Genomic DNA, 12,597 nt, shown 5'->3' on the forward strand with positions numbered 1-12,597 from the left:
TCACCGCGCGCCCTCCGACCGGGAAGCGGCCGGAGCCGGTTCGCCGGCCGTGAATCTCAGAGCGCCGTCCTCGACCGGGCCTTCACGCAGCCGTCCGACGTCCTTCCCGTAGTCCATTCCGGCCGTCCAGGGGCCACGGGTCCCCGCCCTCGGGAACGCCGCGATCCCCCGCCGGACGTAGCCCGCACCCAGGTCCATGTAGGGCACCCGCTCCATGTCCGGGTCGTCCAGGACCGGCTCGACAGCGCTGTAGCCGTGGGAGTCCATGTGGTCGAGCAGTCGGCAGAAGTACTCGCAGACCAGATCCACTTTGAGTGTCCAGGACAGGTTCGTATAGCCCAGCGCGAACACGAAGTTGGGCACGCCGGAGAGCATCATCGCCTTGTACGCCGTCGTGTCCGGTGGGTTCACCACGTGACCGTCGACGTGCAACCGCACTTTGCCGAAGGGCGACATGGCGAGGCCGGTCGCGGTGACGACGATGTCGGCGGACAGTTCCTGTCCCGACTCCAGCAGGATGCCGGTTCTGGTGAAGCGGTCGATCCGGTCGGTGACCACCGATGCCCGTCCCGCCGATATCGCCTTGAACAGATCACCGTCGGACACCATGCACAGCCGTTGGTCCCACGGGTTGTAGCGCGGGGTGAAGTGGGTGTCGACGTCGAAGTGCCCGGGCAACTGCCGACGGACGCCGGCTATCAGAAGGCTGCGCATCAGCTTCGGAGCGCGCCTGCACAGCGTGTACGTACCGCGGTTGCGCACGATGTTCATGCGCCGGACGATCCGGTGGGCGCGCCGGTGGCCGAGCGCCTTGTGCAGGGTGTTGGCGATCGCGTCCTTGGCCGGTGCGGAGATCAGGTAGCCCGGCGAGCGTTGCAGCATCGTGACGTGGCCGGCCGTGCCGGCCATCGCCGGGACCAGTGTGACGGCCGTGGCACCGCTGCCGATCACGATCACACGTCTGCCAGTGTGGTCCAGGTCCTGCGGCCAGTGCTGCGGATGGACCACCCGGCCCTCGAAGTCCTCGACGCCGGCGAACTCGGGGGTGTACCCCGCCTCGTAGTCGTAGTAGCCGGTCCCCAGAAACAGGAAGCGCGCCGTGAACCGCGTCTCCTCCGGGCCGCCGGACCGCCGGGCGGTGACAGTCCACCGGCCCGTCGACGAGGAGAACTCCGCGCGGGTCACCCCGTGGCCCAGGCGTATGTGCTCGATCAGTCCGTGCTCGCGGACGGCCTGCCGCAGATAGTCCATGATGACGTGCCCGCGGGCGATCGACTCGGGGTACGTCCATGGCTTGAAGCCGAATCCGAAGGTGGGCATGTCCGAGTCCGACCGGATGCCGGGGTAGCGGAACAGACTCCATGTGCCGCCGATCTCGTCGCGTCCCTCCAGGACCGCGAACGACGTGCCCGGGCGGCGGGACGTGAGGTGACAGGCCGCGCCGATGCCCGAGATCCCGGCGCCGACGATCAGCACATCGACGTCGACGGGCCGTGCCCGGCCGGTGGTCGTGATCGTCACGGGCGTCTCCCGGCCTCGGTGGCGGGAGGCCGGGAGGTCCCGCCTGCCGCCTCCCGGTCGTCGACGGCGGCGGACCGGCGGCGGAGTTCGGCGCGTGCGAGCGCGTTCACGTGCACCTCGTCGGGCCCGTCGGCGAACCGCAGCGAGCGGACGGCGGCGTAGGCACGGGCGAGCGGGAAGTCCTGCGAGAGGCCGCCCGCACCGTGCGTCTGGATCGCCTTGTCGAGGATCCACTGGACCGTCGCGGGCGTGGCGATCTTGATCGCCTGGATCTCGGTGTGCGCCCCCTTGTTGCCGACCGTGTCCATCAGCCAGGCCGTCTTGAGCACCAGGAGGCGCAGCTGTTCCAGCCGCACCCGCGACTGTGCGATCCATTCGCGGACCACGCCCTGCCGGGCCAGCGGCCCGCCGAAGGCCACCCGCTCCTGGGCGCGTGCGCACATCAGCTCGACGGCCCGCTCGGCGACGCCGATGGAGCGCATACAGTGGTGGATCCGCCCCGGGCCCAGGCGGGCCTGGGCGATCGCGAATCCCGCGCCCTCCTCGCCGATCAGGTTGCCGGCCGGCACGCGGACGTCGTGGAACGCCAACTCGGCGTGGCCGCCGTGCTCGTGGTCGTCGTACCCGAAGAGCTCCATTCCGCGCCGGATCTCCAGGCCCGGGGTGTCCCTCGGTACCAGGATCATCGAGTGCCGGCCGTGCCGGCCGGCCCCGGGGTCGGTCAGGCCCAGGACGACGAAGATCTTCGCGTTGGGGTTCATCGCCCCGGTGATCCACCATTTGCGGCCGTTGATCACATAGTGGTCGCCGTCGCGGACGATCGACGTGGCGATGTTCGTGGCGTCGGAGGAGGCGACGTCGGGCTCCGTCATCGCGAAGGCGGAACGGATCTCGCCGGAGAGCAGCGGGTCCAGCCACTGCCGGCGCTGGGCCTCGGTGCCGAACATGGCGAGGACCTCCATGTTGCCGGTGTCCGGCGCCGCGCAGTTGAGCACGGCGGGCGCGAGGTCCGGCGCGCGGCCGGTGATCTCGGCGAGCGGGGCGTATTGCAGGTTGGTCAGTCCGGCGCCTTCCTCTCCGGGCAGGCTGTGCTTGCCTGTCAAGAACAGGTTCCACAGCCCGCGTCGGCGGGCTTCGGCGCGGAGGTCGGCGAGCACCGGGGCCGAGTCCCAGGCCCAGTGGTTGTCCAACGCTGCGAGCTGGTCGGTGAACACCGGCTCGGCCGGGTGGATGTGATGTTCCATCAGGTCTTGGAGATCCTGACGGAGAGCCTCGGTGCGGGAGTCGAATGCGAAGTCCATACTCAGCGTTCCTTCCGTGGCCCCTCAGTGGTCCCTCAGTGCGGCGAGTCCGGCGTCCAGCAGCGGGTGGATCACCTCCCCGATACGGTCGAAGCCGGGTCCGACGGTCTGCCCGCGCATGTGGCGGCAGTGGATGCCTTCGAGGATCGCGGCGAGCTTGAAGGCCGCGAGGCCCAGGTAGAAGCCGAGGTCGCCGAGATCGCGCCGGGTGCGGGCGTCGTACCGCGCGATGATCTCGGACTCGGTCGGATAGCCGGGGGCGTTGCTGGCGTCGGCGGCGACGACCTCGCCGACGAGCCGGGCCAGCCGGGCGTACAGCAGCATCAGCGCCAGGTCGGTGACCGGGTCGCCCACGGTGGCCATCTCCCAGTCGATGACGGCCCGGAGCCGGTCGTCGCCGTCGATCAGGACGTTGTCGAGGCGGAAGTCGCCGTGCACGATCCCGGGACGGGAGGCGGCGTCGGCCGCGGGGGCGCGTGTCTCCAGCGCGGCGTGCAGCCGGTCGGCGGCCGGCAGATCGCGGGAGTACGACGCGTCCAACTGCCGGCGCCACCGTGCGACTTGTCGGGTGAGGAATCCCTCGGGCCGGCCGAAGCCGCCGAGCCCGACCGCGTCCGGGTCCACCTCATGGAGGTCGGCGAGGGTGTCCACGAGCGAGGTGGAGATCGCCCGCACCCGCTGTTCACCGAGCGGTTCCAGCTCGGCGGCCGTCCGGTACGGCGTCCCCGCGACCGCCTCCATGACGTAGAACTCGGCGCCCAGCACCCCGGCCTCGCGGCAGAGGCCGTGCAGCCGGGGCACCGGCACCGCGGTGCCGGCGAGCGCCGACATCACCGTGTATTCGCGTCCCATGTCGTGGGCCGTGGAGAGGACATGGCCCAGCGGCGGGCGGCGCAGGATCCAGGTGGCCGTGCCGTCGGTGAGACGGTAGGTCAGGTTGGACTTGCCGCCGGTGATCAGGGTGGCCGACAGCTCGTCCGTCCGCGCCTGCGGCACGGCCCTCGCGAACCAGGGACGCAGCCGGGCCAGATCGATGCCCGGCGTCCCGTCGTCGTCCCGCGGGCCCATCACGCGCCGCCGGCCGGTGCGAACCCGCCGTCGGTGAGCGGTGGTTCGGCGGGGCCGGGCCCGGTGCCGGTGGTGGCGTATGTCATGGCTTCTCCTCGACGGGAGTCGGAACGGAAGTCGGACGTGTCAGTAGCGGCCTTCGGCCAGTGCCGCGGCGACCCTCCGGGCGGCGCCCGCGCCGGTTTCCAGGGCGCCCTCGATCCCTCCGACGCCCAGCCGTGCGATGTCGCCGCCGGCGAAGTGGATGCGCCCGTGCGCCCGCCGCATCCGGGGTACGGCCCCGGTGAGGCTGCCCGGCCGGTGATGGACCCAGGCCCCTCGGGAGAACTCGTCGCCCACCCAGTCGTGTCCGGCCGTCGCGAGGACGTCGATGCCGGGGACGAAGGTCCGCAGCGCGGCCTGCACGCCCTCGCGGTCCTCCGCGCCGATGGCCGAGGCGTCGGAGGCGAAGCACACGACGAGGGTGTCGCCGTCGTGCCGGTACTCCACCTTGGCGCAGTTGACGGGGTTCCTGCCGACCGGGGCGAAGGCGTGGAAGGGCTCGATCTCGCCCCTGACCCTCGCCCAGATCTTGGCGGTCCTCATCGGGTGCTTCCGCTCGATCATCCTCCGCACCGGCCCGTCGAGTTCGGGGGTGATGGTGACGTCGGCCAGCGTGTTGAGCGGCAGTGCGACGACGGCCGAGCGTGCCCGGATGCGTTCTCCCGCGCGGGTGGTCACGACGACGCCGGAGCCGTCGTCCTCGATCGCGTCGACGGGCGTCGACAGGCGGAGGTCGGCCTTCGATTCGCCGAGCATGGCCTGCATGAGCCTCCTGGTCCCCCCTTCGATCGGCCAGTGGCCGGCGGTTTCGAGGAATGCGCCCCAGTCCCCGAAGGTCGTGGCCGCCCACAGGAACATCTGCTCGATGCCCTGCTCGTCGTAGGAGTGGACCATGGTGGCCAGGGCCCCGTCGAGTACGTCCCGGTCGTATGCGGACAGATCCAGCGAGTCGATCCGGTCCCCGACGGTCTCCTTCTCGATCCCTCCGGTGACCGGCGCGGTGACGTCGAACGGCCGGGGGAACCGGGCCCGCGCGTCGGCGAAGAACCGGGCGGCGACGGGGGCGACCGCGTTGTCGTACTCCGCCCTGCTGCCGGAGTGCACCGTTCCGTCGGCCAGCCAGTACACCCGGTCGACGTCGAGCGGCGCCGCCAACGGGATGTCGTGGCGCTGCAGTTCGCGCCATACGTGCGGCTGCGTCCAGTGCACATAGGTGCCGCCGAGCTCCACCTCGCGGCCGAGGACCTCGTCCCGGAACGTACGGCCGCCGACCCTGTCGCGCGCTTCGAGCAGGACCACCGAATGACCTTCGGCGCCGAGGTCCCGCGCCGCGGTGACTCCGGCGAAGCCGGCCCCGATCACCACGACATCACAGCTGTTGACCATGTCCGTTTCTCCGTCCTCGGCCTCGCCGGGGGTGCGTGCACGGCGAAGCCCGTGTCGTCCCGGCGCGTCGCAGCCCCGGGAAGTCAAACCGAACTTGAATCGAGTTCGAGTTTAGATCCCGTCCATGCGATGTCAACCAGGGCCCGTGGCCACGGAAGTTGACGGCGCGACTGGTACGATCCCGAATCGTGTTCGAGAACGATGCGTCAGGCAGGACGCCCGCCCGCCGGGCCGCGGTACAGCGCCGGGGCGTGGAGCGCAGACGGGCCATCCTCGATGCCGCCGAAGCGCTGCTCGGCGAGCAGGGCTACGCGGCCGCCACGCTCAAGGCGATCGGCGAGCGGGCGGACATCCCGACCGCCTCCGTCTATCACTACTTCTCCGACCGTCACCAGGTCGACGCCGAGCTCATGCGGCGTTATGTACGCGAGCTCGACGCGCTCATGGCCACCGCGCTGGCCGACTCCCGGCTGCGCACGCTCCGCGATGCCGTCGACGCCATCATCGACCTGCTGATGGCCTACTTCCGACAGCACGCGGGCTGCACCGAGCTGTGGTTCGCGGGCCGCCACGAGACGACCAGGGAACTGGCCCGCGCGTTCGACGAGGCACAGGCGGACCGGTGCCGGCACGCCCTCGTCGAACGGAAGCTCCTCTCCGCCGACACCCCCCAACTCGCCCTGCGGCTTGCCTGGGAGGCCGCGGGCCGGCTCTTCGACGTCGCGTTCCGGCACTCCCCCACCGGCGACGACGCCACGATCGACGAAGCGCGACGCCTGGTCACCGCCTACCTCGCCACCTACGCCCCGCAAGGGCCCAAGCGACGCGCCTGACACGGAGATCCGACGGGTGGCAGCCGACGGGCACCGCTCAGCACACCGACTCGACGATCTCGCCGCGCGGTGTGCCGACGCGCTCCAGAGCGGCGTAGAACGCCTGCGGATCGACCCAGTCCTCGGGGGCGAACACACCGGCGCGCCGGCCGCTTCCGTCGAGCGCCAGCACCATGAACGCCGCGCAGGCGGTGCCCGTCAGAGACGCCATACTGCTCACGAGGTACGACTGCGGGCCGCTGACCGGCGTACGCCGGACGGCCACCGCCGGCCTCCCGTCGCGCGTACCGGTGACGCGGGCCAGCAGGCCGCCGCGCCAGGTGTACCTCCGGCGGAACGCCGAGCGCACCAGGAAGTCGAGCAGCGCGCGCGGCGTGCTCTCACCGCGACGGATCTGGCCGAGCATGCCGTGCGTCACGGCCCGTAGGCCCCGGACACTCCCCACGCAGCCGTTGCCGAGCAGACCGAGGAGGAAACCGACCGCCTCCTCGACGGTCAACTCGCCCCGGTGGACGGCCAGGCCGAGACCGCGCGCGATGCCGTTGAACGGCGCCGGGTCGAGCCCGCCGACGCAACGGATGCGCCGCGCCCCGGGATAGCGCCGGGGCAGGGTGACGGGCTCGGGGTGCGCGGTTTCGTACAGGAGCGTCTCGCCCAGGCGGCCCCCCATCGGCGCGGAGACGGTTTCGACATAGGACTCGTGCGTGACCGGCCCGCCGTGCTCCCACGTCAGACAGTCGCCGGCGGCGATGTGCATCAGGTGTTCCAGCACCGCCCGCCCCACCTCGGGTCGTTCGTCGCCGACGACCCAGCACACGTCGATGTTCTCGACGGTGTCGAGCTCGCTCGCGGCGTCGACCACCAGCACGTTGCTCATCCCCGGTGAGGCACCGCAGCCGACGTAGACCGGAACGCCCGCCTCTCCGGCCTTCGCCCGGAGGCTCAGGGCATGCCGGGTGCTCTCGACGTCGTCGTCGAAGTCGAGATACGGCACCCCGGCCTCCAGACAGGCCGCGATCACGGGCTCGGAGGTGCGGAGGTAGGGGCCCGCCCCCAGGACGACGAGGGCGGCACCGTCGATCACCTCCAGCAGGCCGGCACGGTCGTGGAGGTCCAGTCGCCGGACCGTGGCACGCCCGCTCGGCAGCCGCTCGACCAGCGGCTCCAGGAGGTCGGGCCGGATGTCGCAGAGAACGAGCCGCCAGTCGCCGCCCGCTCTCGCGAAGCGCTCGGCGGCGACCCGGCACATCTCACCCGCGGCCCCGATGAAGACGACCCGCGGCGCCGTCATAAGACGGCTCCGACGAGGCGCGCACAACTCACGGCATTTTCAAGCTTGTTGGACATAACTCTCTCCGTTCCGCTGCCGTCGCCGTACTCACGCGGCGCTCCGCGGGCGCGGCCGGCCCGGCAGGCCGAAGGCACGAGACTCGATCTCGAATCGGATCCGAGTTTAGTGTGCGGTGAGACACCGTCAATGGCGCGCCACCGATCAGGCCACCCCGGCCCGCGGGCCCGAGCACATACCCGGCCGCCTCGCGGCGGACGACGATGACGAGGACCGTGCGCCGGGCCCGGTGCACGTAGCACGAGCGGGCGGCGCCGCGCCGGGCCGCCGTGCTCACGCTCGCGAGCGATGCGGCACCGGCGGCCCGGCCATACGTCCGCGCGCGACAGGCCATCTGCGCGAACTCACCAGCCCGGGCGACGTGCGGCGCCTCGCCCGTCGACAACTCGCGTCGGCGGCCCCCAAGCGCCGTCCGCGAACCTCCGCCCGCGTCGCGACAGCTTGTCCGGTGTGTTTCGTCAAGCAACATGCCCGGGAAGCCCGGAAGATAGTGCTCATGGTCACCATCACCTGTGTCCGGGGCGACATCACACAGCAGCACGTCGACACTGTCGTCAACGCCGCGAACTCCTCCCTTCTCGGAGGCGGTGGCGTCGACGGCGCGATCCATCGCGCGGGAGGCCCTGAAATCCTCAATGCCTGCCGCGACCTGCGTGCCGGGCACTACGGCAAAGGTTTGCCCACCGGGCAGGCCGTCGCCACCACCGCGGGCCGCCTCCCCGCCCGTTGGGTCATCCATACAGTTGGCCCTCGCTGGTCGAACAGCGAGGACCGCTCCGCCCTGCTGGCCTCCTGCTACCGCGAATCGCTGCGTGTGGCGGACGAGTTGGGTGCCACGACTGTGGCTTTCCCGGCCGTCTCGACCGGGATCTACGGCTGGCCGCTGGACGACGGCGCGCGGATCGCGGTGAACACGGTGCGGGAGACGGAGACGGCGGTGCGCGAGGTGCGTTTCGTCCTCTTCGACGAGGCGGCCTACGCGGCGTTCGCCGCGCAGCGGGATTGAGGCGATCCGCTTCTCGGACGAATGATCCGCGCGTCCGGCGACGGTTCGGTTGAACGCCCTTGCGCGGGCGGCCTGTTCGGCGTCCGTCCCGCCGACCCTAGTCGGGGGATCGCGGTCCCCCGAGGGCGCGCAGGGTGCGTTCGGCCGTCTCGCGCAGGTGGTCCAGGACCGCGGGGTCCGCGTCGAGGGTGTAGTCCGTGTCGAGACCGGCCAGGGTCCGGGCGATGCGGGGCAGGGTGTCGTCGGAGGCGTCGACGCGGCAAGTGGTGTCGGTGAGGGGGCGGATGCGGGTGCCCAGGCCCCGGGTGCGGGTGCGGACGTGGTCGGCGGAGGCCCGGACGGTGGCGACGGCGCGGTGGCGGGTGGGGGCGGCCGACAGGTGTGCGGCGACGAAGGCGGCGGGGTCGTCGCCGGGTACGGGGCGCGGGGGGACGCGGCGGCCCGTGGGCACGGGCCGGGTGATGCGGTCGAGACGGAAGAGGCGCCAGTCGTCCTTGTCGGAGTCATGGGCGAGGAGGTACCAGAGGGCGCCGGAGGCGACCAGGTGGCAGGGCTCGGCCCGGCGCGGGGCGGTCGTGCCCCGGCGCGTCGTGTAGTCGAAGGCGATCACTTCGTGGTCGCGGCAGGTGACGGCGAGGGTGGCCAGGAGGCCCGGGTCGGCGCGCGGCCCGGCGTTCTCCCAGGTGATGCCGGCGAGGGAGGTCTGGAGGGCGGTGACCCGGCCACGCAGGCGGCCCGGAAGGACCTGTTCCAGCTTGGCGAGGGCCCGCAGGGCGGTCTCCTCGATGCCGGTCAGGCCCCCGGCTGCGGTGCGCAGGGCGACGGCGATGGCGACGGCCTCGTCGTCGTCGAGGAGGAGCGGCGGCAGGTCGGTGCCGGAGGCCAGGCGGTAGCCGCCGGCGTGCCCGCGGACGCTCTCGACGGGGTAGCCCAGCTCGCGCAGCCGGTCCATGTCGCGGCGGACGGTGCGGACGGTCACCTCCAGCCGGTCGGCCAGGTCCGGGCCCGACCATTCCCGCCGGGTCTGGAGCAGGGACAGCAGCCGCAGCATGCGGGCGGTCATGTCGCTCGTCATGGAATCCACTATGCCGCTGTTAAAGGACACACCTTGTCCTGAAAGGCCCTTACGGTGGATCTATCCACAAGAGCAAAACGGGAGGAATCACCATGAAAATTGCCGTTCTCGGTACCGGTGGCGGTGCCCGCGAGCACGCCGCGAAGCTCGTCGAGCTCGGCCACGAGGTGTTCGTCGGCACCCGCGACCCCGAGGCCACCCTGGCCCGCACCGAGCCCGACATGATGGGCAACGTGCCCTACGGCCAGTGGCTGGCCGACCACCCCGGCATCACCCTGCTGTCCTTCGGCGAGGCCGCGGCCGCCGCCGACAGCCTGGTGATCAACGGCATCGACGGCCACAACGCCGTCGCCGCCCTGTCCGCCGTCGCCGACGCGCTGCGCGGCAGGACGCTCGTCGACTACGCCGTCCCCTACCTCTACAACCCCGAGGTCGAGCACCCCTGGCCGACCCCGTGGGGCATCATGCCGAAGCTCGACCCCTGCGACACCGACAGCCTCGCCGAGCAGATCCAGCGGGCGCTGCCCGGGACCAAGGTCGTCAAGAGCTTCGTCACCCAGGAGCAGTCCACCGTCGTCAACCCCGGGGCCATCGGCAACGGCGACCACACCATGTTCGTCGCCGGCGACCACGCCGACGCCAAGCAGCAGGTCACCGAGCTGCTGACGTCCTACGGCTGGACCGACGTCCTCGACCTCGGCCCGCTCGTGTGCGCCCGCGGCATGGAGATGTACGCCCATATGCACAGCGCCATCGGCTTCGGCCTCGGCCGGCAGTTCGGCGGCCACTTCGGCATCAAGGTCGTGCGCTGAGCCGGCCTTTGCCGCCCGGCCTCCCGGGGAGCAGCCGCCCGCGGCTCCCCGCCCACCGTAAGGAAGCAACCACCATGCCCAGCAGCAACTCCCTCTCCGGAAGCATCATGTGCCACGCGATGTGGGCCCGTGACGGCCGTCGGCTCGCCGACTTCTACGCCGAGGCCCTCGGCACCGAGGTCCGTGAGACGTACCCGGACGCCGAGGGCAACGAGGCCGCGTGCGCCTTCTATGTCGGCCGGTCCATGTACCTCTTCTACACATCCCCGTCGTACACGGCCCCCAACTGGCCGGAAGAGGAGCTGCCGTTCCATATGGACCTCATGTTCACGGATGTGGAGGCGGCGGAGCGGCGGCTGCTGGAGATGGGGGCGGCGAAGCCCGCGCACCAGCCGGGCGGCGCCCACTGGACCGTACTGCTCGACCCGTCCGGACAGCCCTTCTGCATCCACGGCAGCCGCTGAGAGAGACCCGTGACCGCCCTGCCCCGCACCGCCCCCGCACTGCAGGCCGCGACGGTCAAGGGCACCGACGCGCACCGCACCCGGGCCCTGGAGCACCTCCACGGGACCCTGGGCTGGGACGGGCGCCGTCACGCGGCCGTCGAGCGGGCCGTGCTCGGCGTGCTCGCCCGGCGGGGCGGGGCGACGGCGGCCGGACTCTCCGCCGAGACAGCCGACTTGCGCGAGCAGATCGTCGTCTCCCCCGGCAAGTCATGGGGGCACCCCCATGCCCTCGCGGCCGTCGGGGCCCGGGCCGTCGGACTGGACGGGGCACCGGCTACGTCCTGCCCGACGACCTGGACCCGGCCCCCGCCGCCGAGCCCGGCGCGGCCCTGCTGCCCGGTCTCGACCCCACCGCGATGGGCCGGCGCCACCGCGACTGGTATCTGGACCCCGGACACACCGGGGAACTCTTCGACCGCAACGGCAACATCGGCCCCACGATCTGGTGGAACGGCCGTATCGTCGGCGCCTGGGCCCAGCACCCCGACGGGCACGTCGACCACCACTTCCTCACCGACCCGGGGCGCGCGGCACGGGCCGCCGTGGACGAGGAGGTCGCCCGTCCGACCGCCTTCCTCGGCGGGACCGTGGTCACGCCCTGCTACCGCACACCCCTCGAACGCCGGCTCGCCGGCCGGAGTTGACGTCCGGCGCTCCGGGACCCGGCCGTCAGGCGACCACCAGGCCGCTCGGCGACGTCGCCAGCCCGAGCGGCGTACTGGCCACCACCTTCAGGGACTTCGCGTCGATCGCGTCGACGGTGCTGGAGGCGTTCGTCGTCACCCAGACGGTGTCCCCGGCCACGGTGATGCCCGTCGGAACATGGCCGACCCGTACGGTGCCGAGGACCTTCCGGCCCGCGGCGTCCAGGACGGTCACCGTGTCGTCGTTCGCCCCCGTCACATAGACCCGGGTGCCGTCCGGGCTCGGCACGACCTGCCACGGGTTGCGGCCGACGCGAAGGCCCGCCACGGCCTTGCGGCCGCGGGTGTCGATCACCGACACGGTGCCGGCCCAGGTGTTGGCCACGTACAGGCGGCTGCCGTCGGGGTGCACCGCGATCCCTCCCGCGCGGGCCTGTTCGGGCAGCCTGCCCCGGGTGGCGCCCTGCCCGGTGTCGACGGCGAACAGGCCCTCCGCGCAGGCCGCGTAGAGCGTCCGGCCGTCCGGCGAGACGGCGACGGCCCGGGGGCCCAGGCCGACGCGCCAGGTCGCGGTCACCTTGTCCGTCCGTGTGTCGATCACCGAGACCGAGTACGAACCCCCGGCGCCGTCCGGGCCGGTGTCGGCGACGTAGGCGTACGCGCCGTCCGGCGACACGGCGATGCCGTGCGGGTAGAGGCCGACCGTGACGGCGGAGACGATGCGGCCCTGCGCGGTGTCCAGGACGGACACGTTGCTCGCCCCCGAGTTGGTGATGTAGAGCTTGCGGCCGTCGGGGGTCCGGGCGATGCCGTACGGGTTGATCCCGGCGTCGACGGCGGCGACCAGCTTGTGGGTCGTCGCGTCGACGACGGATATGGTGTTGCTGACGATTCCGGCCGCGTAGACATGGACTCCCTTGACGGGGGCCCGTTTCGGCACGGATTTCTGGATGCCGGGGAAGAGCGTGCCCGCGGCACCGCCGGCGTCGGCGTCCTCGGCGAGACGGCTCCTGGTGTACGGACGGGCGCCCCGCAGCTTCCCCTTCTCGCCCGCG

Annotated in this window: 12 protein-coding genes; 5 read left to right on the plus strand and 7 right to left on the minus strand. The window is 71.9% G+C overall.

Annotated elements, in window-relative coordinates; genetic code table 11:
- From AB8735_RS01880 to AB8735_RS01895, 4 genes are all read right to left on the minus strand, one after another.
- On the minus strand, positions 1-1,521 hold the full coding sequence (locus tag AB8735_RS01880; RefSeq protein WP_372404718.1) for a flavin-containing monooxygenase: 1,521 nt from the start codon (positions 1,519-1,521) through the stop codon (positions 1-3).
- On the minus strand, positions 1,518-2,822 hold the full coding sequence (locus tag AB8735_RS01885) for an acyl-CoA dehydrogenase family protein (RefSeq protein WP_372404720.1): 1,305 nt from the start codon (positions 2,820-2,822) through the stop codon (positions 1,518-1,520). Before AB8735_RS01885 ends, AB8735_RS01880 begins: the two co-directional genes overlap by 4 nt.
- Before the next feature lie 24 nt (positions 2,823-2,846).
- A complete protein-coding gene (locus AB8735_RS01890; protein WP_372404722.1) occupies positions 2,847-3,890 on the minus strand; it encodes a phosphotransferase family protein in 1,044 nt (347 codons plus the stop codon).
- 126 nt (positions 3,891-4,016) lie between these two features.
- A complete protein-coding gene (locus tag AB8735_RS01895; RefSeq protein ID WP_372404723.1) occupies positions 4,017-5,318 on the minus strand; it encodes a flavin monoamine oxidase family protein in 1,302 nt (433 codons plus the stop codon).
- A gap of 188 nt (positions 5,319-5,506) precedes the next feature.
- On the opposite strand from AB8735_RS01895, the gene AB8735_RS01900 reads away from it, so the two are divergent.
- Positions 5,507-6,151 (plus strand): TetR/AcrR family transcriptional regulator, encoded by a 645-nt coding sequence (locus tag AB8735_RS01900; RefSeq protein WP_372404725.1) that lies wholly within the window; start codon positions 5,507-5,509, stop codon positions 6,149-6,151.
- 37 nt (positions 6,152-6,188) lie between these two features.
- On the opposite strand, the gene AB8735_RS01905 is transcribed toward AB8735_RS01900, so the two are convergent.
- Positions 6,189-7,442, minus strand: a complete 1,254-nt coding sequence (locus AB8735_RS01905) for a saccharopine dehydrogenase family protein (RefSeq protein ID WP_372404727.1) — start codon at positions 7,440-7,442, stop codon at positions 6,189-6,191.
- 553 nt (positions 7,443-7,995) lie between these two features.
- On the opposite strand from AB8735_RS01905, the gene AB8735_RS01910 reads away from it, so the two are divergent.
- Positions 7,996-8,505, plus strand: coding sequence for an O-acetyl-ADP-ribose deacetylase (locus tag AB8735_RS01910; protein ID WP_372404729.1), 510 nt, complete (start codon positions 7,996-7,998; stop codon positions 8,503-8,505).
- 97 nt (positions 8,506-8,602) lie between these two features.
- On the opposite strand, the gene AB8735_RS01915 is transcribed toward AB8735_RS01910, so the two are convergent.
- Positions 8,603-9,580, minus strand: coding sequence for a helix-turn-helix transcriptional regulator (locus AB8735_RS01915; RefSeq protein WP_372404730.1), 978 nt, complete (start codon positions 9,578-9,580; stop codon positions 8,603-8,605).
- A 92-nt stretch (positions 9,581-9,672) separates the two neighbouring features.
- Here AB8735_RS01915 and AB8735_RS01920 point away from each other — a divergent pair, with 92 nt between their 5' ends.
- The 3 genes from AB8735_RS01920 (at position 9,673) to AB8735_RS01930 (ending at position 11,542) form a co-directional block, all read left to right on the plus strand.
- Positions 9,673-10,392, plus strand: coding sequence for an NADPH-dependent F420 reductase (locus AB8735_RS01920; RefSeq protein ID WP_372404732.1), 720 nt, complete (start codon positions 9,673-9,675; stop codon positions 10,390-10,392).
- 74 nt (positions 10,393-10,466) lie between these two features.
- Complete coding sequence (locus AB8735_RS01925; protein WP_372404733.1) at positions 10,467-10,856, plus strand: VOC family protein; 390 nt, start codon at positions 10,467-10,469, stop codon at positions 10,854-10,856.
- Between the two features lie 251 nt (positions 10,857-11,107).
- A complete protein-coding gene (locus tag AB8735_RS01930) occupies positions 11,108-11,542 on the plus strand; it encodes a DNA glycosylase AlkZ-like family protein (protein WP_372404735.1) in 435 nt (144 codons plus the stop codon).
- Between the two features lie 25 nt (positions 11,543-11,567).
- Here the strand turns inward: AB8735_RS01930 and AB8735_RS01935 are convergent, their stop codons facing one another.
- A complete protein-coding gene (locus AB8735_RS01935; protein WP_372411754.1) occupies positions 11,568-12,482 on the minus strand; it encodes a beta-propeller fold lactonase family protein in 915 nt (304 codons plus the stop codon).
- Between the last annotated feature and the right edge of the window lie 115 nt (positions 12,483-12,597).

The sequence above is a fragment of the Streptomyces luteireticuli genome (genome assembly GCF_041519305.1).
Classification (GTDB): domain Bacteria; phylum Actinomycetota; class Actinomycetes; order Streptomycetales; family Streptomycetaceae; genus Streptomyces; species Streptomyces luteireticuli.

Excerpts from the sequence above, each read along its gene's own strand:
- AB8735_RS01885 (WP_372404720.1), bottom strand. The coding sequence starts at position 2,822 with ATGGACTTCGCATTCGACTCCCGCACCGAGGCTCTCCGTCAGGATCTC.
- AB8735_RS01890 (WP_372404722.1), bottom strand. The coding sequence starts at position 3,890 with ATGGGCCCGCGGGACGACGACGGGACGCCGGGCATCGATCTGGCCCGG.
- AB8735_RS01895 (WP_372404723.1), bottom strand. The coding sequence starts at position 5,318 with ATGGTCAACAGCTGTGATGTCGTGGTGATCGGGGCCGGCTTCGCCGGA.
- AB8735_RS01905 (WP_372404727.1), bottom strand. The coding sequence starts at position 7,442 with ATGACGGCGCCGCGGGTCGTCTTCATCGGGGCCGCGGGTGAGATGTGC.
- AB8735_RS01910 (WP_372404729.1), top strand. The coding sequence starts at position 7,996 with ATGGTCACCATCACCTGTGTCCGGGGCGACATCACACAGCAGCACGTC.
- AB8735_RS01915 (WP_372404730.1), bottom strand. The coding sequence starts at position 9,580 with ATGACGAGCGACATGACCGCCCGCATGCTGCGGCTGCTGTCCCTGCTC.
- AB8735_RS01920 (WP_372404732.1), top strand. The coding sequence starts at position 9,673 with ATGAAAATTGCCGTTCTCGGTACCGGTGGCGGTGCCCGCGAGCACGCC.
- AB8735_RS01925 (WP_372404733.1), top strand. The coding sequence starts at position 10,467 with ATGCCCAGCAGCAACTCCCTCTCCGGAAGCATCATGTGCCACGCGATG.
- AB8735_RS01930 (WP_372404735.1), top strand. The coding sequence starts at position 11,108 with ATGGGGGCACCCCCATGCCCTCGCGGCCGTCGGGGCCCGGGCCGTCGG.